This window comes from Actinoallomurus sp. NPDC052308, assembly GCF_040679195.1.
GTDB lineage: Bacteria > Actinomycetota > Actinomycetes > Streptosporangiales > Streptosporangiaceae > Actinoallomurus > Actinoallomurus liliacearum.
Genome location: NZ_JBFAUM010000006.1, coordinates 48,038 through 70,939, shown reverse-complemented (window position 1 = coordinate 70,939; position 22,902 = coordinate 48,038). Strand labels below are relative to the sequence as shown.

20 protein-coding genes are annotated in these 22,902 nt (G+C 71.6%); 11 read left to right on the top strand and 9 right to left on the bottom strand.

The genetic code is table 11. The annotated features are described in order from the left end of the window. Positions 1–49: 49 nt before the first annotated feature. Positions 50–733, top strand: a complete 684-nt coding sequence (locus tag AB0L00_RS19135; RefSeq protein ID WP_364435595.1) for an ElyC/SanA/YdcF family protein — start codon at positions 50–52, stop codon at positions 731–733. 109 nt (positions 734–842) lie between these two features. Here AB0L00_RS19135 and AB0L00_RS19130 read toward each other — a convergent pair whose 3' ends face one another. The 6 genes from AB0L00_RS19130 to AB0L00_RS19105 form a co-directional block, all read right to left on the bottom strand. After that, positions 843–2,324, bottom strand: coding sequence for a SulP family inorganic anion transporter (locus tag AB0L00_RS19130; protein WP_364435592.1), 1,482 nt, complete (start codon positions 2,322–2,324; stop codon positions 843–845). 28 nt (positions 2,325–2,352) lie between these two features. After that, positions 2,353–2,958, bottom strand: a complete 606-nt coding sequence (locus AB0L00_RS19125) for a carbonic anhydrase (RefSeq protein ID WP_364435589.1) — start codon at positions 2,956–2,958, stop codon at positions 2,353–2,355. Between the two features lie 187 nt (positions 2,959–3,145). Then, positions 3,146–3,508, bottom strand: coding sequence for a hypothetical protein (locus AB0L00_RS19120; protein WP_364435587.1), 363 nt, complete (start codon positions 3,506–3,508; stop codon positions 3,146–3,148). 305 nt (positions 3,509–3,813) lie between these two features. Beyond that, a complete protein-coding gene (locus AB0L00_RS19115; protein WP_364435584.1) occupies positions 3,814–8,004 on the bottom strand; it encodes a carboxypeptidase regulatory-like domain-containing protein in 4,191 nt (1,396 codons plus the stop codon). A gap of 734 nt (positions 8,005–8,738) precedes the next feature. Beyond that, positions 8,739–8,966, bottom strand: coding sequence for a DUF3073 domain-containing protein (locus AB0L00_RS19110; RefSeq protein WP_345367125.1), 228 nt, complete (start codon positions 8,964–8,966; stop codon positions 8,739–8,741). Between the two features lie 237 nt (positions 8,967–9,203). Beyond that, on the bottom strand, positions 9,204–10,271 hold the full coding sequence (locus AB0L00_RS19105) for a Glu/Leu/Phe/Val dehydrogenase dimerization domain-containing protein (protein ID WP_364435581.1): 1,068 nt from the start codon (positions 10,269–10,271) through the stop codon (positions 9,204–9,206). A 251-nt stretch (positions 10,272–10,522) separates the two neighbouring features. Between AB0L00_RS19105 and AB0L00_RS19100 the strand changes: the two genes are divergently transcribed. Further along, positions 10,523–11,389: a hypothetical protein gene (locus tag AB0L00_RS19100; protein ID WP_364435578.1), complete on the top strand. Its 867-nt coding sequence runs from the start codon at positions 10,523–10,525 to the stop codon at positions 11,387–11,389. A 240-nt stretch (positions 11,390–11,629) separates the two neighbouring features. After that, entirely contained in the window at positions 11,630–11,833 is a 204-nt protein-coding gene (gene bldC, locus AB0L00_RS19095; protein WP_141956617.1) for a developmental transcriptional regulator BldC, read from the top strand. A 274-nt stretch (positions 11,834–12,107) separates the two neighbouring features. Here bldC and AB0L00_RS19090 read toward each other — a convergent pair whose 3' ends face one another. Then, a complete protein-coding gene (locus AB0L00_RS19090; RefSeq protein WP_345367128.1) occupies positions 12,108–12,809 on the bottom strand; it encodes a TetR/AcrR family transcriptional regulator in 702 nt (233 codons plus the stop codon). Positions 12,810–13,036: 227 nt separating this feature from the next. Between AB0L00_RS19090 and AB0L00_RS19085 the strand changes: the two genes are divergently transcribed. The 5 genes from AB0L00_RS19085 to AB0L00_RS19065 all read left to right on the top strand — a co-directional run bounded on the left by AB0L00_RS19085 (position 13,037) and on the right by AB0L00_RS19065 (position 18,222). Beyond that, on the top strand, positions 13,037–14,074 hold the full coding sequence (locus AB0L00_RS19085) for a LacI family DNA-binding transcriptional regulator (RefSeq protein ID WP_364435575.1): 1,038 nt from the start codon (positions 13,037–13,039) through the stop codon (positions 14,072–14,074). A 273-nt stretch (positions 14,075–14,347) separates the two neighbouring features. After that, complete coding sequence (locus AB0L00_RS19080) at positions 14,348–14,584, top strand: hypothetical protein (RefSeq protein ID WP_364435572.1); 237 nt, start codon at positions 14,348–14,350, stop codon at positions 14,582–14,584. Positions 14,585–14,828: 244 nt separating this feature from the next. Beyond that, positions 14,829–15,686, top strand: coding sequence for an N-acetylmuramoyl-L-alanine amidase (locus tag AB0L00_RS19075; protein WP_364435569.1), 858 nt, complete (start codon positions 14,829–14,831; stop codon positions 15,684–15,686). A 2-nt stretch (positions 15,687–15,688) separates the two neighbouring features. Continuing rightward, positions 15,689–17,125 (top strand): methyltransferase, encoded by a 1,437-nt coding sequence (locus tag AB0L00_RS19070; RefSeq protein ID WP_364435567.1) that lies wholly within the window; start codon positions 15,689–15,691, stop codon positions 17,123–17,125. A gap of 2 nt (positions 17,126–17,127) precedes the next feature. Further along, the gene (locus AB0L00_RS19065; protein WP_364435565.1) at positions 17,128–18,222 is read left to right on the top strand and encodes a DUF711 family protein; all 1,095 of its coding nucleotides are present in this window, start codon (positions 17,128–17,130) and stop codon (positions 18,220–18,222) included. Here AB0L00_RS19065 and AB0L00_RS19060 read toward each other — a convergent pair. After that, complete coding sequence (locus AB0L00_RS19060; RefSeq protein WP_364435562.1) at positions 18,212–19,102, bottom strand: alpha/beta fold hydrolase; 891 nt, start codon at positions 19,100–19,102, stop codon at positions 18,212–18,214. The genes AB0L00_RS19065 and AB0L00_RS19060 overlap by 11 nt on opposite strands. 87 nt (positions 19,103–19,189) lie before the next feature. On the opposite strand from AB0L00_RS19060, the gene AB0L00_RS19055 reads away from it, so the two are divergent. Both AB0L00_RS19055 and AB0L00_RS19050 read left to right on the top strand, forming a co-directional pair. Continuing rightward, positions 19,190–19,681 carry a DUF523 domain-containing protein gene (locus AB0L00_RS19055; RefSeq protein WP_364435559.1) on the top strand — a complete coding sequence of 164 codons (492 nt, stop codon included), beginning with the start codon at positions 19,190–19,192 and terminating at the stop codon, positions 19,679–19,681. A 117-nt stretch (positions 19,682–19,798) separates the two neighbouring features. Further along, positions 19,799–21,466, top strand: a complete 1,668-nt coding sequence (locus AB0L00_RS19050; protein WP_364435556.1) for an MFS transporter — start codon at positions 19,799–19,801, stop codon at positions 21,464–21,466. Positions 21,467–21,478: 12 nt separating this feature from the next. Here the strand turns inward: AB0L00_RS19050 and AB0L00_RS19045 are convergent, their stop codons facing one another. After that, positions 21,479–22,093, bottom strand: a complete 615-nt coding sequence (locus tag AB0L00_RS19045) for a DUF1707 domain-containing protein (protein WP_364435554.1) — start codon at positions 22,091–22,093, stop codon at positions 21,479–21,481. A gap of 70 nt (positions 22,094–22,163) precedes the next feature. On the opposite strand from AB0L00_RS19045, the gene AB0L00_RS19040 reads away from it, so the two are divergent. Next, positions 22,164–22,877: a L,D-transpeptidase family protein gene (locus tag AB0L00_RS19040; protein ID WP_364435551.1), complete on the top strand. Its 714-nt coding sequence runs from the start codon at positions 22,164–22,166 to the stop codon at positions 22,875–22,877. Positions 22,878–22,902: the final 25 nt, after the last annotated feature.

The following is a 22,902-nucleotide window of genomic DNA, read 5'->3' as shown; positions in this document are numbered from 1 at the left end:
GAGCGATCTTCCCGTGAACCCACCGGTCGCTCCGGGCATCTTCTTCGGTATGAGGCGGTTCTGGAGTGGCGTCTGGCGCTGTAGGGCGCCGTTGGCCGTGCTCGGCGCGCTCGGCGGGTACGCGCTGTTCCTTCCCGGCGCGTGGATGTACGCCGAGGCGGGCCGCTACCGGACGGACGTCGCGCACGCCCCCCGGGTGACCGTCGGCATGATCTTCGGTGCGGGGATCTACTCCTCCGGCCAACCGTCCCGGATGCTCGACGAACGCCTGAAGCTCGGCGCGGCGCTGTACCGCGCGGGCAAGGTCCGGGTCCTGCTCGTCACCGGCGACAACAGCCGCAAGGACTACGACGAGCCGTCCGCCATGCGCGACGTCCTGATCGCCGAGGGAGTGCCGCAGACGCGGATCGTGCTGGACTACGCGGGCTTCAGCACCTGGGACTCCTGCGCCCGCGCCAAGCAGATCTTCGGCGTTGACCAGGCGATCCTCGTGACACAGAACTTCCACCTGCCGCGGGCCCTCACCCTGTGCCGCGCCGCGGGCATCGAGGCGTGGGGCATCGGCGACGACAGCAGCCGGTACGCCGGCACCACCACCGAGTACCTGTACGTGCGCGAGATCCCGGCCGTCCTCAAGGCCACCTACGAGGTGGGAGTGCGTCCCCGGCCGTACTATCTCGGCCCCCGCGAGGCCGGGATCCGCCGGGCGCTCGAGGCTGCAAGCCGAAACTGAGCAGGACCAAAACCGAGCAGACCAGGACCGAGCAGACCGGGACCGAGCTGAATGGAACCGGACCGGGCAGGCCGGTCAGGGCCCGGGCGGGCCCTGACCGGCCGCGGGGTCAGCCGGTGACGGCCGGCTCCGCGATGCGTACCGAGGATCTCTCGTCCCGCCCGTCGTGCTGCGCGGCCCAGGACTGCAGCGCCGTACGGCAGGCGTGGTCGAGGTGACGCAGGCCGGACAGATCGAGTTCGACCGCCCGCCCGTGCGGGATCGTCTCGAGCGTGTCGAGCACCTTCGGCAGGCGGAGGAACGTCGCGTTCCCGGTGAGCCGGATGACGAGCGGGTCCGCCTGCTCGTCCACATGGATGTGGATATCCGAGACGTCCCACGCGGTCTTCACGACGGCCAGCAGCAGGCCGATGAGGACGCCCTCGAACAGGTTCGTGACGACGATCGCCAGCGCCGTGCCGGTCAGGACGATCGCCTCGCCGCGCTCGGTCCGCCAGAGTCGGCCGACCTCCCGCAGCGACAGCAGCTTCCAGCCCGCGTGCACGAGGATGGCGGCGAGGGCGGTCACCGGGATGTAGCCCAGCGCCGCAGGGAAGACCACCGTGAAGGCCAGCAGCCAGACCCCGTGCAGGATGCGTGACGCCTTCGTCCGGGCACCGGCCTGCACGTTCGTGGCGCTCCGCACGATCACGGCCGTCATGGGCAGGGCGCCGAGCAGCCCGCAGACGGTGTTGCCGGCGCCCTGCGCCATCAGCTCCCGGTCGTAGTGGGTGCGGGCGCCGTGGTGCATCCGGTCGACGGCCGCCGCGCTGAACAGGCTCTCCGCCGAGGCGATCAGCGCGAACGCCACCACGGTGCCGATCGCGCCGACCGACATCAGCCCGCCGAGTTGGCCCGTCCCCGGCGGCTGGATCGCGTCGAGCAGGCCCCTGACCTCGATGCGCTTGACCGGAAGGTCGAAGGCGACCGTGACCAGGGTCGCCAGCGCGACCGCGACCAGCGCGCCCGGGATCACCCGCAGGCGTTTCGGCGCGTACTTCCAGCAGACCAGGACGACGATGGTGCCGATGCCGATCCCGCCGGCGGCGAGGGCGGCCGGCTCGTTCGCCGAGTCGGCGAACAGGGCGGGGAGCCCGGTGACGTTGGCCATCGCCGCGCCGGGCGACCTGTTGTCGAACAGGCTGTGCACCTGGCCGGTGACCAGGACCAGCCCGATGCCGGCCAGCATGCCGTGCACGACCGAGATGGAGATCGCACGGAACCAGCGGCCCAGCCGCAGCGCGCCCATCCCGAGCTGGATGAGCCCCGCCGCGAGCACGATCAGGCCGAGGGACCGCAGGCCGTACTCCTGCACGGCCTCGTACACGAGCACGGTGAGCCCGGCGGCCGGGCCGCTGACCTGCAGGCTGCTGCCCGGCAGGGCGCCGGCGACCAGGCCGCCGACGATGCCGGTGGCCAGGCCGAGCTCGGCCGGGACGCCGGAGGCGACCGCGACGCCGATGCACAGCGGCAGGGCGACGAGGAAGACGACGATCGACGAGAGCAGGTCCTGTCGGAACACCGACAGGCGTCCGGAGAGGGGCGGTGCCATGTTCACCTCGTTTCAGGGTCGGGGGAGTTCAGAGCGGCAGGAAGGCGCCGGTGTCCGGGCGGTGGGCGCTGACGACGCCGGTGTCGATGGCGTAGTACCAGGCGTGCAGCGCGAGCCGTCCGTCGGCCACGCGGGCCGCGACGCTCGGGTGGGTGCGGAGCCGGTCGAGCTGGGTCAGCACGTGCCGCTGGACGGCGGAGGTGATCGCGGGCCCGTCCGCGGCGGTCACCGCGTCCCGTACGGGGTCGTGCGGTTCGGTGTGGCTGAGCCAGCGCCGGACGGTGGGGACGGCGGTCAGGCCGTCGGTGCGCAGAAGCGCGCCCACGGCCCCGCAGTGCGAGTGCCCGCAGACGATGACGTCGGTGACCCCGAGCACCTCGACGGCGTACTCGATGGTGGCGGCCTCGGCGGTCACCCGCTCGGTGTCGTGGACCGGGACGATGTTCCCGGCCGTACGGAGTTCGAAGAGTTGCCCCGGGCCGGCGCCGGTGATCAGGGTGGGCACGACGCGGGAGTCGGAGCAGGTGATGAACAGTGCCTCGGGGTGCTGGCCCTCGGCGAGCCGACCGAGGTCCGTGCGCCGGTCGGCCGCGCGTTTCGGGAAGAGACGGGCATTGTCGATCAGCGACTGCATGGCACAGCCCTTTCTGTGGTCGTCGGCGTCGAACCGACGAGAACGGACGGGTACTGGCGAGCGTTCACGCGGCACGCGAGGCACGGCGCTGGGCCATCGCGGGCAGGCGTCGATCAGGCGGCGTCGAGGGCGAGGCCGTCTGCGGAGAAAAGGGAAATATCGGGCGCTGGGTCGCCCTAGGCGTCCATCAGCAGCGGAACACCTGCAACGACGCGGGAGAGCATCGGGTATCGCGCCGCGCGAGCCGGCGGCCTGCCGTGCCCGCCGATCCGAGGGCGCCGTCGGTGACCCCGTCGGTGTGCCCGATCGCCACGGCCGGACGGGTGTCCTGGTCGGGTGGGAGCCCCGGCATCCGGCGCCGGCCGAGGGCGAGGTGCTCGGTGACCGAGGCAGGGCTGCCGGTCTCCTCGCCGACCCGGTTGTCGCGCTCGGCCGCCGACGCGGCGACGGCGCGGGCCGGGGAGTGGTCGGTCAGGAGGTCCGGGCCGCCGAGGAACGCCAGCGCGATCAGCAGCACCGCTGCGATCCAGCCTGCGCGCGCCCTCAGCACCGCGTCCCCCCGACTCGGATCCTGACTGAATTGACCGAGGTCAGCCTAACCCGAGACGCTGCGTGCTGGGGAGGTGTCGTACGGTGCCGAATACGGCGCTGACCAGCCATTTTTCGGGACGAATCACCGCAATTCACGCCGGAAACCCGCCGCCTGGTCAGGGGGATTTAACCGGGAAGTTACATATCGTCAGTGGATGGTGACCAGCGGGAATCCGTCCCGGACGGCGCACGGGCCGCGGGGAAGACCCCACGGCCCGTGCCTCTCACTCGTCTCCGACCGGGTCACCGGTCAGGCGGCTCCGCTCAGCCGCAGGCGTGATCCGGTTTGAGCGCGAAGTCGGCCGTCGTGGACGCCAGCTTCACGATCTTTACGGACCGCGTCTGCGGCGCCCAGCCGTCCTTGGCCGCGATCAGGGTGAGCGGGTTGTTGCGGACGTCGAGCCAGAGCACGTACTGGCCGTTCTTGTCGGTCTTGAGCGTGTAGCCCGCCGTCCAGCTGTCGATCTGCACGGTCGCGCCGGCCAGCGGCGTCGGAGTCCCGGTGCACCCGGCGCCCGTCACCGTCCCGGTGATCTTCCCCCAGGTCGACGGCGGCTTCACCGTCAGCGTCACGGGCACCGAGGTCCCGCCGTACGGCGTCTTGGCCTCGACCGTGAGCTGGGCGGTGAACGTCCCCGGCTGGGTGATCGCGGCGACGTTCGCGTCGAACGTCACCGTGACCTTGGCGCTCTTGCCCGGCTGGATCGTCACCTCGGTCGGGTTCTCCGACAGCCACGGGACGTCGGCCGCCGCGACGCACTGGTCGTACCCGGGCAGGGTCTCGCCGCTCTTCACGGCGTTGAACCCGCCGGTGGAGCCGCCGACCCGGTACAGGCCGCAGGCGGCGCCGCCCCGGTAGAGGGTGTTGTTGGAGTTGGGCAGGGCCGTCCACGAGTCGGAGTCGGGGTGGTAGGCGAAGCCCTGGTTGGTGAGCGTGCTGGTGCCGTTGGTCACGCCGCCGGACAGCAGGAGCTGACCGCCGGCCGCGGCGTACCCCATCGCCCACAGGTCGATCGGCAGGTCGGCGACGGCCGACCAGGTCCCGCTCGACGGGTCGTAGGCGAAGGCGTGCTTGCTGCTGACGCTGGACGACGAACCGCCCGCGCAGTACAGCTTGCCGCCGAGCCCGCCACAGGCCAGCCAGGCGGTCTTCTCCGGGTACGCCGCCGCCGAGCTCCAGGAGTTCGCCGCCGGGTCGTACACCTGCACGTCGGTCGCGCCGCAGGCGTCCAGGCAGCCGCCCACGACGTAGATCTTGTCGCCCAGGACGCCGACGCCGGCCCCGGCGTACGGCTTGGGGTTGTCCGCCCCGGCCGACCAGGCGCCGGTCGCGGGGTCGAAGATCTCCGTCTTGGCGACCGCGTCGCCGGTGGAGCCCCAGCCGCCGAGGACGTAGACCTTCCCGCCGACCGTCGCCGCCTCCGGGGCCTCCCGCGCCGCGCCCAGGTTCGCGATCGGCGACCACGCCTGGCCGACCGGGTCGTAGACGTACGCCTTGTTGAGGACGGACGTGGAGTCGACGCCCGCCAGCGAGTAGACCTTGCCGCCGACGTTCACGACCGCGTTGTCCATGATCGTCGATGGGTAGTCGGCGATGCTCGTCCACGGCGGCGCGTACGGCGAGGCCGCGGCCCTGGCGGCGGCCTTCGTACGGGCCGTGGCGCTCTTGTCGGGACGGAACCGGCCCGCCGCGTAGTCTCCCTTCACGTTCTGCAGCGGCGCGCCCTGCGCCGCCGGGCGGTAGTCGCCGGACTGCTCCCCGAGCTTGGCGGTCACCGGCGCCGAGCCGGTGTTCTTCAGCGTCAGGGTCGCGCTGCCCTGGCCCTGCCAGGCGACCGTCTTCGTCAGCTCCGTCGGCGTCACCGCGATCCGCGGCGCGGCCAGCGTGAAGTCGGCCGCCGTCGCCCAGCCGGCCGCCACGTTCACGGTGGCGTCCTTGGCGGAGTAGCCGCTCGCCGACGCCGTGAACCTGTGGCTCCCGGTCACCGAGGAGAACAGCCAGTAGAAGCCGTCACCGAGGTTCGGGTCGTCCGGCGTCGCCGCCGAGGTCGCCTTCTCCGCCGGCCGGTCGGCCGACGTCACGGTGGCGCCGTTCACACCGGCACCGGTGTTCTGGTCGAGGACCTGGCCGACGACGAGACCGCCGGAGACCGGGTCGCAGGTGCGCTCGCCCAGGAAGACGTCGTCGACCTGCCACCAGTAGCCGAACTTGCCGGTGAAGTGGAACCGCACCTGGACCGCGCTCTTGCCGGCCGCCGCCGACAGGTCCACGGTCTCCGTCCGCGGCCCGCGCGCGCTCGCCGCGTGGTGCGAGACCGTCGTCCACGTCTGGCCGCCGTCGACGCTGAGGTCCACGTCGCCGGCCTGGCCGGAGTAGTGGTAGTAGTCGCTGCGGAAGGACACGATCGGGTGCGTCTTGCCGCTGAGGTCGAGGACCGGGGTGACCAGCGAGCTGTCCTGGCTGTTGCCCGAGCCGTACTTGTCACTGTCGATGATGGCGAAGCCGCCGGATCCGCCGGTCTTGTTGCCGCGCCCGCCCGGATCGTTGAACACCCAGGTCTGGCCCTTGCCGGCCTTGTCGTCGACCGTCCAGCCGGCCGGGGCGGCGGTGCCGTCGAAGCCCTGCGTCGTGCCCGAGTAGTTGAACCCGTACCCGGGGGCGCTGCACGTCGTCTGGTCCACCAGGGTCGTGACGTCGTGCGTCGCGTCGGCCGACCCGACGCGCACGTCCTGGGAGTCGGACGTGTAGCCCGGATACAGCGGGTCCACCTGCAGCGTGTACGTGTCGTCGGCGGGCAGGCTCAGCGCGTAGCGGCCCGTCTTCGGATCGGTGTAGGTCACCGCGGTCGGCTCGTCCTTGACGCGGACGGTCGCGTACATCGGCCAGCCGTGGCCGGACCCGTCCCGTACGAGGCCGGTCACGTTGACGCGCGTCTTCGCGGTCAGCGCGAGGTTCTCGGTCACCGTCTGGCCGTCCGCGACCTGCACGCCGCTCACGGTCTTGGCGGCGTAGCCGAACTTGCTCGCGGTCACGTCGTACGTCCCGGGCGGGACGCTGAGGGTGTAGTTGCCCTGCCCGTCCGTCGTGGTCGTGGCGTCGCCCGCCGCGACCTTCGCGGCGGCGAGCGGAGCGGTGCCGTCCGTCACCGTGCCGGTCACGATGCCGTGCGGCCCGGAGCGGAACGCCCCGACGCCCTTCGGCGTGCCGAGCCCGGTAGGCCCGTCGTACCCAGGCCCCGCCGTGCACAGGTACGTCTGGCTGCAACTGCCGTTCGACCCGCTGGTCACGTCGTTGAGGTCGCCCGGGTGCGCGTACGGCAGGGCGTTCGGCGAGGAGCCCGCCGCGGGCGTGCCCGCGAGCGCGTAGACCGACGCGATGATCGGCGCGGACGCGCTGGTGCCGCCGTAGACGTGCCAGCCGCCGTTGTAGACGGCGACGCCGGTGTTCGGGTCGGCCACCGCCGACACGTCGGCGATCGACCGCTTCGCGCAGCCGGTGTCCTGCTGGAACGACGGCTTCGCCTCGTAGGTGGAGCAGCCGCTGCCCGCGCCGTCCCACGTCGTCTCCGTCCAACCGCGCGAGGAGGAGTCCTTGACCAGGGACGTGCCGCCGACGGCCGTCACGTACGGCGACGCCGCCGGATAACTCGTCCCGTACCCGTCGTCGCCGCTGCTGGCCGTCACCACGACGCCGGGGTGGTCGAAGTAGGCGTCGTCGGCCTGACCCTCGTCGGAGCCCTCACTGCCGCCGTAGCTGTTGGAGACGAACTTGGCGCCCTGCGCGACCGCCTGGTTCACCGCCGCGCCGAGGTTGTCCATGTAGTTGTCGTCCGCCTCGACCAGCAGGATCTTGCAGCTCGGGCAGACCGCGCTGACCATGTCGACGTCGAGCGCGATCTCCCCGGCCCAGCCGGAGTCCGGCGGCGGGTAGCTGGTCCCGCCACGCTGGTCGATCTTCTTGAAGCAGCCGTTGGCGGTCGTGCACGGCGGCAGCCCGTACTGCTGCCGGTACACGGCCAGGTCGCTCTCGGCGTTCGGGCTGTCGAACGCGTCGACGATCGCCACCGTCCGCCCCGCCCCGGTGTCGGGCAGGGCGTACGCGCCGACCAGATCGGCGGGCGCCCATCCGGCCGGAGTGCTGTTCGGCTGCACGCCCTTCGGCCCGACGGCGTCGTCGCGGACGAACGCCAGGCAGGCCATCTCGCCGGCCCGCGCGGGCTTGGCGCAGACCCGGCTGGTCGGGTGCAGCCCCGGCGCGGTCGGACCGGTCGCCTTGGCGTGCGGTGCGGATTTCTTCGCCGGGATGCCGGAGGCGGACGCCGCCGGAACGGTGATCACCGTCAGAACGGCCACCATGAGCGCCACGACGATGGCGCCCACGCGTCCGCCCGCGGACCACGCCGCGAGCGGAGGGGGGAGGCGACGAGGTCGCCGCCGGGTGGGGGGTTGGAGCATGTACGTGACTCCTGGCGGGGTGGCTGGGACCCGGATCACGGGTCTCGAACACGCCGATCCTCACCCAAGAAACGGTAAAGATCACGGCCGCATATGGCCGAGAGTCAAGGCCGCTGTCAGCTTGAAAACTTCTGAAAAAACGCTCATGGCGTCAAAAATGTACGAAGAGTGAGATTTCCGGCCATCTGGCACATCTGTGTGGAACGTGCCAGTGGCGAACCCCTACAAACCCCGAGCCCCAACCTTGGCCGGGTAGCGCCCCGGCCACGATCCGTAGCGCTGCCGGTCGAAAGGCTCGGCGAACGCCGCAGGGTCCGCGTCGCGACTCGGACGAGATACGGCGAATCGAGTGGCTGAGGCCGCGTTCCCCGAGACTTCTGCACGCCGTCGGACCGCGGGTGCCGGGGCGCCCACGCGTGGGCGGATGCGCCTCAGGGGGCTTGCATGCTGCACACGCCCGGGGCGCCGGCCGAGCCGCCGAGACGTCCGTCCCAGGCGGTCGCGTACGGGTGGCTTGTCCGCTGCCCGTGCCGTACGACCTGGCGCCGTGCGCCGCGGATGCCGCCTGCGCTGCCCGGGTGCCATGGCGGGAGGGCGCGGGCCTACCCGGAACGGGTGTTACGAAAAGCGTCCCCGCCCTGGCAGCGGGGACGCTTTTCGGTCGTACATCCCGGCATACCCCTCAGACCTCGGTCGGCCGGGGCGACCGGGCGGCTCAGACGCCGGGACGGCACTCAGCTCTTGCTCGTGCCGTCCTTCTCGTCGTAGTCCTCGGCGTAGTCCGCATAGCGCGATGCGAGGTCTTCGTACGACGAGTCGTCGTCGTAGGGGTCATGGTCATCTTGCGAGTTCTGGTTGACGCCCAGCTCGCCGCGCAGGCGATCCAGGTCCGTCCCGCCGCTGTTGTACTTCAGCCGGCGAGCAACCTTAACCTGCTTGGCCTTGGCTCGGCCGCGCCCCATTGGCTCGACCCCCTCGATGGTCGGGGACCCGTCGTATCGGCCCCACTTACGCTCGCTTACGCATCCGCAACCGGGCGCGACGACACGCCACGCACCGGCTACGGATACAACCGTACCCGTTTTGCGCCTAGCTCGGTACGTCGTCTGCACGGCAGCGGCTGGTCTAGAGCTTAACCCACCGCTCCCGTGCCCGCTCCGGTGGCCTTCGCGGGAGGGAGGATCCGCAGCGTGCGCTGATCACGGGTTCAGCAGGATGCCTCGCAGGCGACCGATTTCGGACATCCGGCGCTCGGCGAGTCGATCCGCCGCAACCGCGGGCGGTACGCCCTCGTCTGCGGCGATTGCGAAGATTCGCCGGGTCGTCTCGAAGATCCCGCTCGCCTTCTGCTTCGCCCGATCGAAGTCGAACCCCTCGATCTCGTCGGCGACCTGGATCACGCCGCCGGAGTTCACGACGTAGTCCGGCGCGTAGAGGACGCCCCGGTCGTCGAGCTGCTTCTCGATGCCGGGGTGGGCGAGCTGGTTGTTGGCCCCGCCGCAGACGACCTTGGCGCCCAGCACCGCGACCGTCTCGTCGTCGAGGGCCGCGCCGAGCGCGCACGGGGAGTACACGTCGATGTCGGAGGCGATGAGGGCCGCGTGGCCGTCGACCACGTCGACCTCCGGGTGCCGGGCCCGTACGCGCGCGACGGCGGCCGCGTCGACGTCGGTGATCACCACGTCGGCGCCGTCCTCGCGCAGGTGCTCGACGAGCCGGTGCCCGACCTTGCCGACGCCCTCGACGCCGACGCGACGGCCGCGCAGCGTCGGCGAGCCCCACACGCGCTCGGCCGCCGCCCGCATGCCCTGGAACACCCCGAACGCCGTCAGGATCGACGAGTCGCCGGCGCCGCCGTGCGCGACCGTACGGCCCGTCACGTAGTCGCACTCACGCGCGATGACGTCCATGTCCTCGGAGAAGGTGCCCACGTCACAGGCCGTGAAGTAGCGGCCGTTCAGCGACTGCACGAAGCGCCCGTACGCGCGCAGCAGCGCCTCGGACTTGTCCACGGCGGGATCGCCGATGATGACCGCTTTGCCGCCGCCGAGGTCGAGGTCGGCCAGGGCGTTCTTGTACGCCATGCCCTTGGAGAGGTTCAGGACGTCGTCAAGGGCCTCGTCCTCGGAGCCGTAGGGGTAGAAGCGGGTGCCGCCGAGCGCGGGACCCAGCGCGGTCGAGTAGATGGCGATGATCGCCTTGAGGCCGCTGGTCTCGTCGTGGCAGAAGACGACCTGCTCGTGGGGTGTGCCGAAGACCTTCGTCACTGTGGTGGCTCCTCTCTGAGCACACGCTGCCCATGGCCGGGGTGAGGCATGGGCTGAACACCTGGTGCCGGCCGCATCATCGTGGATCGCACGATCGGGGCCGGCACCGGGGCATGAGTCCGACAGGATCAGGGTAGGCGTCCTGGGACCGGTGTGCGGGCAGCGGCACGGTAAACGCCGAACAGGTCTCAGGAGCATCTCGGCGGCCCTGGCGACGAGCGTTTTCCGTACAGGCGTGTAACGATGCGGTCGTGTTGCCTTACGCCGCCTACCTCCGGGTGTACGAACCGCTGACCGCCTACCCCGATCCGGAGCGCTCCCGTTGGTCGGCGTACGTCGATTCGCAGGAACGGCCGCGGCGGGTCGGCGCGCTGGACGTCGAGCATACTCGCGCACTGTGGCGGATGATCGCGGTTCCGCCCATCGTCGCGCCGACGCGGGAGAGCGGTGACGCGTACGTCCGGCGTGTCGAGGGCGTGACATATGTCTGCCCCTGGGAGACGCGCCTGCGGTCATGGCTGGCGTTCGACCGGTTCCGCGCGGAGATGCCCGACGGGCTGGCGGACATGTTCGTGCCGCCGCGCGTCGCCGCGCAGGCGGACGAGGCGTTCGAGAGCTGGAAGCGGTCGTCCGGGTCGCTGAGCCCGCACATCCTGTCCAGTACCTGGCAGGTGCCGCTCGCCTGGTTCCTGCCGTTCGTGGCCAAGGAGCGCTGGCTGGTGCTCGGCGGTCAGGCGGAGCCCGGGTCCGGGGGCCCGATGACCGCCACGCCGACGCGCACGCTGATCTACGTCACGCCGATGGCCCAGGCCCGCCGCCGTGTCGCGCGCGCCCGAGGCGTCCTGCGGCGTCAGGTGGGCGACGGGCTGGACCTCGGGGACGTCGAGTCGGTGGGCCGCTGGCTCGAGGAGTTTCACCCGCACTCCCTGGTGGAACTCGACTACGGCGGACTGGTGCACCTGCTCGACGACGCGGCGTTGCGCGCCGATGAGTCGGTCGGAGAGATCGCTGCTGCGATCATGGGACTGGAGACCGGGCAGGCCGAGGTCGCCGTCGCGATGCACAAGCGCGTGACCGCCCGGTGGCGGGTTGTACGAGCTCTTGAATCCGCCAACTGAGCAAAATTAGCCGAATCACCGCGCGATGCGACTATACGTGTCGCTAGAATCACGCAGCGTGACTCGACCACCAAAAATCACAGAGTTGCTATCAGGGACTTGCCTGTTGCGCTCAGTGGTGGCATGGTTACGTCTTGTGATGTCAAAGTGGTCCATCCAGACCATAAGAGACATCAGTGGCACGCGCGAGGTTCAAACGCTGGATCGCTGTCATCGGTCCACGGAGGAGAGGCCGCACAAATGTCAGCTCGTACGCCAGAGGCCGAGCCCCTGCTGACGCCGGCAGAGGTGGCGACGATGTTCCGCGTCGACCCCAAGACCGTCACCCGTTGGGCGAAGGCCGGGAAGTTGACGTCAATCCGGACGCTGGGAGGGCATCGGCGCTACCGCGAGGCCGAGGTCCGCGCTCTGCTGGGGGGGATCCCGCAGCAGCGGTCGGAGTAGTCGGAGCACCCCGATCAGTCGTCGGTGACCGGTACGGACCCGCCGGCGACGTTCACTGGGGGGCGCACGGCCGGCCGTCGCCGGGCGTGTCGCATGAGCCGCGAGGTGGCGGAGGTCCGCCGCCAGCGGCAGGTCGGGGAGCTTCCGTGAGGTTCGACCGGTCCCGTGACTTCGGGGCCGAGCCGGGGGGTTGCACGGACTCCAAGTGATGGATGCCCCGCCCGAGACCGGGCGGGGCATCCACGCTGTCCGGCGTGTCGCGCCTCTGGGGGGATCAGGTGGCGCGGGACTCTCGGGACAGCCGCTCGATGAGCGCCGCCACTTCGGGGTCGTGCCGGGCGGCGACGTCGAGCAGCACGACATGGTGGTCGATGAGCAGGCGTTCGAGTTCGTCCCGGGGGATGTCGCGGTGTTCGAGCCAGTCGAGACCCGCGGTCTCCACGGACGCCATCCACGACCGCAGCGTGATGCGCAGGATCGGGCCCGGCTCGTCCGCGCCGATCGTGGCGGTGATGCGGTTCATGACGAAGTTGCGGATGCCCTCGATGACCTCGCCGATCTCGCCGGTCCGGTAGGCCGGGCCGCCCCGCAGCAGCGCGACGAACGCCGCGGCGTAGTGCTCGACGAAGTCGAAGTACCGGTGCAGCGACACGGCCAGCCGCTCCAGGCCCCGGCCCTCCGCCGGCGGGTCGAGCAGCTCGCCGAGCTGCTTCGCGGCGGTGTGCAGCGCGGCGAGGTAGAGCTCCTGCTTGCCGCCGAAGTAGTGGTAGACCAGCGCGCGGGAGGCCCCCGCCGCGTCGGCCACGTCGTCGATCGAGATCTCCTCGGGCGGCCGGTCGCTGAACAGCTCCAGGGCGGCGGCGATCAGCTCCTCGCGGCGCTCGTCGACGCTCAGCCGACGTCGGGCCGGTCGGCCGCCGCCAGAACGCCGGGGCGGCTCCGACTGTTCGTCCGGAGCGGTTGCGCGATCACCCACAGTGGAAGCGTATCGGAGCAGGCTTTCCGGCGGTGGTTCGGTCAATGGCTGGTCAGCGCCTAGACCAGATGTAGTGACCTGGCCCGAAATGCCTTCCGTGCATGCCCATTACTGACGGTCAGGGGCGAGGAGGGCAATAGAAGGGCATCATGGCATCTCCTCCCTTGCGGCGGTCCGCCGGTATCTGTCCCTGATTCAGGCGGTCGCCGGGACAGGAGAACCCCCAAATGCCCGAGGACCCACGCCAGGAGGCGGCCGTGCCCAAGGTGCCGGCGGCGAAGCCGACCATCCGTAACGTGGCGGAGCGTGCCGGCGTGTCGAAGTCGCTGGTATCGCTCGTCATGCGCGGGTCGCCGCACGTCAGCGAGGCGCGCCGGCAGGCCGTGCTGAAGGCCGCCAGGGAGCTCGGCTACCGCCCCAACGCGGTCGCCCGCAGCCTGGTCGAGGGCCGGACCCGGCTGATCGGCGCGCTGGTCGCCGACCTGCACAACCCGTTCTTCGCCGAGTTCCTCGACGGGTTGCAGGAGAGCCTGCACGGCGCGGGGCTGCGGATGCTCGTCGGCAGCGGACGCTGGGACCCGCAGTTCGAGGCGGAGGCCGTCGAGGCGTTCCTGGAAATGCGCGTCGACGGGCTAGTGCTGCTCAGCGTCGTGCCGGAGACGCTGACCGACACGGCGAAGAACGTCCCCGTCGTCGTCGTGGGCGAGCGCGACATCGAGGGCGTGGACATCGTCGTCGACGACGACGAACTCGGCGCACGGCTCGCCATCGACCACCTCGTCGAACTCGGCCATCGCCGGATCGCCCACATCGAGGGCGCCCCCTCGACGACGGCGCACTACCGCAGAGCCGGGTACGAACACGCGATGCGCCGGCACGGGCTGGAGGACCGGATCGTCGTGGAGCCCGGCGACTTCACCGAGGAGGGCGGCTACCGCGCCGCCCGCAAGCTGCTCGACCACGCCGAGCCGCCGACGGCCATCTTCGCGCCGAACGACCTCGTCGCCACCGGCGTCCTGTCCGCCGCCGACGAGCGCGGCCTGCGCGTACCGAACGACATCTCGATCGTCGGATACGACAACACCCACCTGGCCGCGATCCGCCACATCGCGCTGACCAGCGTCGACCAGCCCCGCCGCGATATGGGCCGGGTCGCGGCCGAGCGCCTGTGCGCGCGCATCGACGACCCGTTCCGGGCGCCGAAGCAGACCCTGGTCGTGCCGCACCTGGTCATCCGCTCGACCACCGGCCCCGTCCCACGCTGAGATCCGGCGGCCCGCATTCCGGTACGGCATCGCCGATCTACCTTCGGGCGCCTCTCGTCCGGCCGTGGTCTCCGGTCGGTAAGGGCGGCGTCAAGCCTCGCCGAACCCGCGTACCGGCGGTCGGCGCGCCCGCCTTAATGGGTGCGTGACCGCCGCCCGGCGGGTCCGTCATCGGGAGTCGCCACCGGCCCTGTTCGGGGGGGACGGCCGGGGCGTGGACCCGGGACCGCCGGGCGGCGGGCGGGCGGAGCCGAGAGATGCCAGGGGGCGATCGTGCGTGATCCGGAGCTTGTGTCATCCGCGCAGCGGGCGGCGAGTGAGCTGGAGCGCGCCTGGTCGCAGTGGCGGCACGCGCGCGGGCTGATCGAGGAGGTGACGGAGTCCGTCTCTGGATACGTCAGCCACTCGATCGACCACCCGTGGGGCCGGCCTCGCGTGGTACTCGGCCTGGACGCCGACGAGGCCAGGGCCCTCGCCGTCCTGCTCGGCAAGGAAAGCGCCGTCCGCTGACCGGTGGCGGTGGCCGGTGGGTCGCGGGCGGCCGGGGCGGCCGTTCCGTGCGGTCGGCGACCGCCGACCGGCCTCAGGCGTGGCCGCCGTCGCCCGACTCAGCGCGGAGAGAGCGACGGCGGCCACTCAGACCCTCCGGCCACTCAGACCCTCCGGCCACTCAGACCCTCCGGCCACTCGCCCCTCCGGCACTCTTTCCGGGGGCGGGACGCGGCACTCGTCGGGGTTTGGCAGACTGGTCGTGATGCGTTGTTCGACGGTTCGCTCCGGCAGGGCGCTGAGCGCCCTGGTCATGACCGTGCTCGCGGGTGGGCTGACCGCCTGCGGCTCCGGCGGCTCGTCGTCGGCGGCTCCGCCGACGGCGTCGTCGGCGGTCTCGCACCCCGTGCCGGTCTCCTCGGGATCTCCGTCGCCGACCGGCGGGCCGAGCGGCGGGCAGGGCCCCCTCGCAGGGAAGGTCATCGTGGTGGATCCGGGGCACAACGGCGGCAACGCCGCGCACCCCGAAGAGATCAATAGGCTCGTCGACATCTACAACGGCAAGAAGCCCTGCAACACGACCGGCACCGCCACGAACGACGACTATTCCGAGCACGCGTTCACCTGGGACGTCGCGAACCGCCTCGCCAAGATCCTGCGGGCGAAGGGCGCCAAGGTCGTGCTGACCCGGCACAGCGACACCGGTGTCGGCCCGTGCGTCGACGAGCGCGCCCGGATCGGCAACCGCGCCAACGCCGACGCGGTGCTGGCCATCCACGGCGACGGCGCGCCCGCCAAGGGGCACGGGTTCCACATCATCGAGCCGGCGAAGATCAAGAGCGGCCACAACGACTCGATCCTCGCGCCGTCCCGCAGGCTCGGTAAGGATCTGCGCGACGCCTTCCACGAGGGCACCGGCATCCCGTACTCCACCTACCTCGGCAAGGACGGCATCGACGTCCGCGGCGACCTCGGCGGCCTGAACGTCTCGACGCGGCCGGCGGTGTTCATCGAGGCGGGCAACATGCGCAACCCGGGTGACGCGGCGAAGATGAAGAGCGCGCAGGGCCGCCAGCAGATGGCCGAGGCCCTCGCTAACGGCTTCGTCAAGTTCCTGGGCTGAGCATGGCCGTCGACCAGGGCGCCGCCGCGCGCGTGCGCGGGCTCTTCGAGCACGCCGACTACACCGTCGCCGGGGTGCGGCACCTCCTCGGACCGGTCGCCGGTGCGGCGCTGGCCCGCGACGAGATCGTCCCGGCGCTGCGGGCCACCCGGGGCGGCACCCCGCTGGAGACCCTGGTCCGGCTGTTCTGGCTGCAGGTGCCGGTGCCGGAGTCGGCGCTGCCGGTCGCCGACCTGGCCGCGCTCGGCCTGATCGAGCGGTCCGGCGACGAGGTCCGCGCGCTGCTGCACGTCGAACCGGTCGAGTCCGCGTCCGGCGTCGGCGATCCGCCGTCCGCCCGTGGCCACATCGTCTCCGACCTGAAGGCCCGGCCGGGCGGTGTCCCCCTTCACCCGGACCACGTCGTCGGGCAGGGCGGCGCGTCGAACAACCTGGCGCAGTTGGTCGTCCGCGGACCGGTCGGCGACGTGCTGGACCTCGGTACGGGGTCCGGCGTGCAGGCCGTGCACCTCGCGGACCGGGCCCGGAGCGTCACCGCCACCGACGTCAGCCCGCGCGCCCTGGATCTCGCCCGGCTGAGCTTCGCGCTGTCCGGGATCGACGCGGAGCTGCTGGAGGGTTCGCTGTTCGAGCCCGTCGCGGGCCGTACGTTCGACCTGATCGTGTCGAACCCGCCGTTCGTGATCTCGCCGGACCTGCGGTTCGAGTACCGGGAGACGGGGCTGCCGGGCGACGAGCTGTGCCGGCGCCTGGTTCGGCGGGCGCCCGCGCACCTGGCGCCGGGCGGCTGGTGCCACCTGCTGGCGAACTGGCTGCACGTCGAGGGCGAGGACTGGCGCGAACGCGTCGCGGACTGGATCACGGGCGTCGACGGCTGGGTGGTCCAGCGCGACGTGCAGGACCCCGCGGAGTACGCCGAGCTGTGGCTGCGGGACTCCTGCGACGTCGGCTCGCCCGAGTACCGCTCCCGCTACGACGCCTGGCTCGACTACTTCGAGGCGCACAAGGTCACCGGCGTCGGCTTCGGCTGGATCACCCTGCACGCCTCCGGCGGCGAGGACGTACGGGTCGAGGAGCTGCGGCACGCCGTCGACCAGCCCGTGGGCGGGCATGTCCGGGAGGTCGTACGCGCCCGGCCGCACCTCACCCCGTCGACCACGCTGCGCACCGCGCCGGGCGTCGTCCAGGAGCAGATCGGCCCGCCGGGCGCGGAGGACCCCGAGCGGATCGTGCTGCGGCAGACGAGCGGGCTGCGCCGCGCGGCCCAGGTCGGGACGGTCGAGGCCGCGCTGGCGGGGGCCTGCGACGGCGACCTGCCTCTGGGCCCGCTGCTCGACGCGATCGCCGAGCTCACCGGCGCCGACGCCGGGATCGTACGGGCCCGGGCCCTTGCCATGCTGCCCGATCTGGTGGCCGACGGGTTCTTTGACATCATCTGAGAATGGTCCCGATCCGTACGCTCACCCTCGGGGTGCCCGAGCCGCACCCGCTGGCCGCGGACGTCGTCGCGAAGGGCGCGGCCGCGCTGCGCCGCGCGGAGGCGGTCTTCCGCGACGCCGGATACGAGGTGCAGACGCTCCGCCTGTCCACCCGTCCCGTGTTCGACGACATGACGCCGACCGTCGCGTACGCGCGTGACCTGCAGGCCGCGCTGGACGACGCGGGCCTGACGTACTGCTCGCTCGGCCCGGCGACGTCGGGGGTCGAGACCATCCCGGACCTGCTGATCGGGAACGACGCGCTGAACTGCACCGTCCGGCTCGACGGCAACACGGCGGCGGCCCGGCCGGCGGCGGAGGCGATGCTCCGGCTGGCGAACGAGACGGAGGAGGGCTTCGGCAACTTCCGGTTCGCGGCGCTGGCGTGCGTCCCGCCGGGCAGCCCGTTCTTCCCCGCCGCGTACCACCAGGGGCCGGCGAACCTGACGGTCGGTCTGCAGGGCGCGAGCATCGCGGTCGGCGCGGCCAAGGGTGGCCTCGACGGCCTGACCGAGCGCTTCGCCGCGGCCGTCACCGAGGAGGCCGCGCCGGTCGTGCGGCTCGCCGAGCGGGTGGCCGCCGAGCTGGGTGTGGCGTTCGGCGGGATCGACCTGTCGCCGGCCCCGAACGGCGCGGACAGCATCGGCGCGGCGTTCGAGGAGATCACCGGGGAGTTCGGCGCGCCCGGCACGCTCGCCGTCGCCGCCGCGCTGACCGCGGGCATCCGGAGCACGGACCTGCCGACCTGCGGCTACAACGGGTTGATGCTGCCGGTGATGGAGGACGTCGTGCTCGCCCGGCGCTGGGAGGAGGGCCGGATCGGCCTGCACGACCTGCTGGCGTACTCCTCGGTCTGCGGCACCGGCCTGGACACCGTGCCGCTGCCCGGCGACAGCTCCGCCGACGCCATCGCCCGGCTGCTGCTGGACGTCACCGCCCTGGCCGTACGCCTGCGCAAGCCGCTGTCGGCGCGGCTGTTCCCGGTCCCGGGCACGCGCGACGGCGACCGTACGGCGTTCACCTCGGAGTACCTGACCGACACGACGGTCAGGTGGTGACGCGGCGGATCGCCTCCAGGGTCGTGGCGACGTAGGTCTCGGGGTCGGCGAGGAAGACATCGTGGTCGTCGTCGATCTCGAGCACCTCGGCGTCCAGGCGGCGGGCCATCTCGTACTGGTCGGCGGGCGGCACCGCGCGGTCCCGCGTCGTCAGGACGACGGCGGTGGGCAGCCCGGCGAGCTGCGGCGCGTGCGGCCGGAAGTCGAACTCGTACTCCGCCAGCATGGTGTCGATGATCGCTCGCGGATGGGCGCGTACGAGCTCGCGGCGCAGCCAGGGCCACAGCCGGACGGTCTCCTCACTGCGGGTCCGGGTGTCGCTGAAGTAGCGCAGCGGGGCCGTACGGCCGACGTCGAAGCGGGTCAGCGGCCGGAGCGCCTTCAGCAGCGGCCGGGTCACCCGGTCGGCGGGGCTGTCGAAGCGCAGGGCGGTGGACTGCAGCACCAGGCCGGCGACCCGGTCGGGGTGGCGGCGGGCGAGTTCGAGACCGACCGGGCCACCGAGGGAGTAGCCGCACACGACGACCTCGTCGATGCCCAGGGCGTCGAGCAGCGCGGCCTGGTCGTCCGCTGCGGCCTCGATGCGGAACCGCCCGGGCCGGTTCGGCCCGCACCCGTGCCCATGGTGGTCCATCGCCACCATGCCCTGGGACAGGCGCGGCATGAGGTGACAGAAGTTGACGTCCGCGGTGAGCGCCCAGCCGTGCAGGAGGAGCACGGGCGCGGGGCCCTCGACGACCCGTACGGTGACCTCGCCGCGCCGGGGCAGTGAGAGGACGCGGGCGGGCGGCAGATCGGGTTCGACGACGCTCTCACGGGCCCTGCCGACCCGGCGGACGAAGGAGAGTCCCCGCCGGAGATCCGCCTGCATCGAACTCATGATCAGAGCTTGGCACGCCCAGGTGTCGCCGAGGTATGAGACCGTCGTCACATCTGTGTATTCCAGGTTTGACCTACGCTGAACCCGATGGAACGCATCCTCGTCAGCTCGTGTCTGCTGGGCACGCCGGTGCGCTACGACGGCACCGGCAAGCGCAGCGACCACCGCCTGTTCGAGCGGTGGCGGGCCGAGGGGCGTCTCGTGCCGGTCTGCCCGGAGGTGCGCGGCGGGCTGCCCGTGCCGCGCCCGCCCGCCGAGATCCACGGCGGCCTGGGCGGCGACGTGCTGGACGGGCGGGCCCGGGTGCTGACCCCCGACGGCACCGACGTCACGGCGCACTTCCTCAAGGGTGCGCGGCACGCGCTCGAGCAGGCGCGCGCCCAGGGCGTGCGGATGGCGATCCTGAAGGAGCGCAGCCCCTCCTGTGGCGTCGCGCGGATCTACGACGGCGGCTTCAGCGGCACGACGGTGCCGGGCGAGGGCGTGACGACCGCCCTGCTGGAGCGGAGCGGGATCGCGGTGTTCGCCGAGGACGACATCGACGCGGCCGCCGCCCACCTGGCCACGCTGGAGCGCTGAACCGCTCGCCCGGTCGCTTCTCGATCAGCGAGTACTCAAACGCGATATGTCTTGACCTCTCTCGGTATACGCGATATATCTTCTCGCGAAACGAGTAATAACGTCAAAGGAGGGGCCATGACCGCGACCGACGAGTCCCGGGTGGGCGTCGGCACCTCGGTGGTGTACCGCTGGCGGTGGGTCGCCCTGTTCGTCCTTCTCGCCGCCGAGGTCATGGACATGTTGGACGCCATGATCACGAGCATCGCGGCACCGTCGATCCGCGCCGATCTCGGCGGCAGCGCGAGCACCGTGCAGTGGCTGGGCGCCGCCTACACGCTGGCGATGTCGATCGGCCTGATCACCGGCGGGCGGCTGGGCGACGTCGCCGGCCGCAAGCGGATGTTCGTGATCGGCGCGCTGGGCTTCACGGCCGGCTCGCTGCTGTGCGCGCTGGCGCAGTCGCCCGAGACGCTGATCGCCTTCCGCGGCCTGCAGGGGCTCTTCGGGGCGGTCATGCTCCCCCAGGGCCTCGGCATGATCAAGGAGATGTTCTCCGAGCAGGAGATGAGCAAGGCGTTCGGGATGTTCGGCCCGGTGATGGGGCTGTCCTCGGTCGGCGGCCCGCTCCTCGCCGGCTGGCTCATCGACGCCGACCTCTTCGGCACCGGCTGGCGGATGATCTTCCTCATCAACCTGCCGCTCGGGCTGCTGGCCGTGCTCGGCGGGCTGCGCTTCCTGCCCGCCTCCCGGTCACCGCAGGTGGCGAGACTCGACCTCGCCGGCGTGGTGCTGGCCGCGGTCGCCTCCCTGCTGATGATCTATCCGCTGGTGCAGGGCCGCGAGCTCGGCTGGCCGGCCTGGACGTTCGCGATGATCGCCGCCGGGGTCGCCGTCTTCGGGCTCTTCGGCTGGTACGAGGCCCGCACCAAGCGCGCGGGCGGTGACCCGCTGGTCGTGCCGAGCCTGTTCCACAAGCGCGGCTTCACGGGCGGGCTGATCGTCGGGACGGTGTTCTTCTCCGGCATGGCCGGGTTCTCCCTCGTCTTCAGCCTCTTCCTGCAGATCGGCCTCGGGTACTCCCCGCTGCGGGCCGGGCTGTCGACGGTGCCCTGGTCGGTCGGAGTGATCATCGGTTTCGGTGTCGCCCAGGCGGTGCAGAAGTTCGGCCGCAAGGTGATCCACGGCGGGACGCTGGTGATGGCCCTGGGCGTCGCGGCCGTCGTCCTCACCCTGCACCTGGCCGGTACGGGGGTCGGCCCCTGGCAGTTCGTCCCCGCGCTGACGCTCACCGGCATCGGCATGGGCCTGCTGATGGCGCCGTTCTTCGACACCGTGCTGGCGGGAGTCGAGCCGCACGAGACCGGTTCGGCGTCCGGCACGCTCACCGCCGTCCAGCAGTTCGGCAGCGCCCTCGGCGTGGCGGTCCTCGGCACCATCTTCTTCGGGGTCCTCGGCGGCCAGGTCGCGTCCGCCACGGACACGACGGCGCCCAAGGCGTTCGCCGCCGCCGGGGTGTCCGGACCGGCGCGGGACCGCCTCGTCGCCGGGCTGCGCGACTGCGGCCACGACCGGGCGGTGGCCAAGGACGCCGAGGCCGTCCCCGCGTCCTGCGTCCGGGCCGAGGGAGAGGTGCGCGCGGCGGGCGTCCCGGCGCAGCGTGCGGCCGCCGACATCGGTCGTACGGCGCTGAAGAGCGGGTTCGTCGGGACGATGAAGATCACGCTGTGGGTCGAGGTGGGCCTGCTCGGCCTGACCTTCCTCGCGGCGTTCCTGCTGCCGAGGCACGCCCGCGACCCGGAGTGAGACCCCGGAGGGTCAGCGCTCGAGCTTCCGGCGCCGCAACTCGGCGTCGGAGGCTCTGCGCTGGACGCCGACCCCGCCCCAGAACGCGAAACCGGTGATGATGATCTTCGGTGCGCCAGCGGCGCCCACGCCGCTCGCACGGTGGTCGAAGCCGCCCATGATGCCGATGCCGTTCACGTGCACCTCGGCGTCCTCGGGCACCAGGATCTCCATGCCGCCCATGACGGCGAACGCCCGGATGGTCACCACGGGCGCCTCGAACTTCGCCTCCCGCAGGTCGAGCTGCCCACCGCCCCAGAACGCCACGGCGGTGAGCTCTTCGGGGACCACCCACGCGCCCTTGCGCTGGAACCCGCTCATGATCCCCAACAGCACGCGGGAGCCGGGCGTCCCGCCGAACCGGTCGCCGCGCGGCGCCGCGGCCGGTCGGGTCGCGGGTTCGGGCAGGTCACGGGTGATGGGCTCCAGGTCGCCGTACGTCTTGGCGGCGTAGACTGCCGTGAGGCGTTCGTCGAGCTCCTCGAGGCCGAGCCGACCCTCGCCCGCCGCCTCACGAAGGATCGCCGCGACCTGGTCGCGCTCGGCATCGGAGATGCGCAACTCGCGCCGCTCCGGAAGATTCGTCATGACGCCACCCTAGATCGCCCGCAATTCGGTGCGTAGGGTTTGTGGTCGGCAAACACGCTGGGGGTTTCACATGAGACCGCAACGAACCGCCCTTCTCGCATCACTCGCCCTCGCCGGCGGAGCGATGTTCACCGGCCTGGCGCCCGCCGCACAGGCCCAGGCCTTCGACCCGTGCTCCGCCGTGAACCAGGGGAAGCTGCGATATCCGACGGGGTCGGCGTCGCACGTGGTGTTCGCGATCTCCTCCTCGTACGACTCGAACCACGTGGTGGTCACCGAGTGCGCCAAGCAGGGCAATTCCTGGAAGAAGGTCAGCGAGACCACCGGGCGCGCGGGGACCGCCGCCTTCGCCCGGCCGGGCGAGAAGCGCGAGGGCGACGGTAAGACGCCGACCGGCTCGTTCACGCTCACCGAGGCGTTCGGCCTCGGCAACCCGGGCACCAAACTGAAGTACCGCACGTTGCGCGACAGCGGCGACTGCTGGGGCGCCACGCCGGGCAAGAGCGACTACAACGAGTTCTACTCCGGCACGTGCCGCTCGACCGACGAGGACCTGTCGGCCATCGCGCAGCGGGGCCCGTACCGCCAGGTCGTTGTGATCAACTACAACCGGCCGAACGCCAAGCCCGGACTGGGCTCGGCGATCTTCTTCCACGTCGGCGGGATCAACCCGACCGCCGGCTGCGTGTCGATCACGGAGCCGGAGCTGCGCGCCGTCATGCGCAGCCTCGTGCCGAACGACCGCATGATCATGGGCCCGCAGAGCGCGCTCTTCCGGCCTTAGCCCTACGCCCCCGGCGTACGACCCA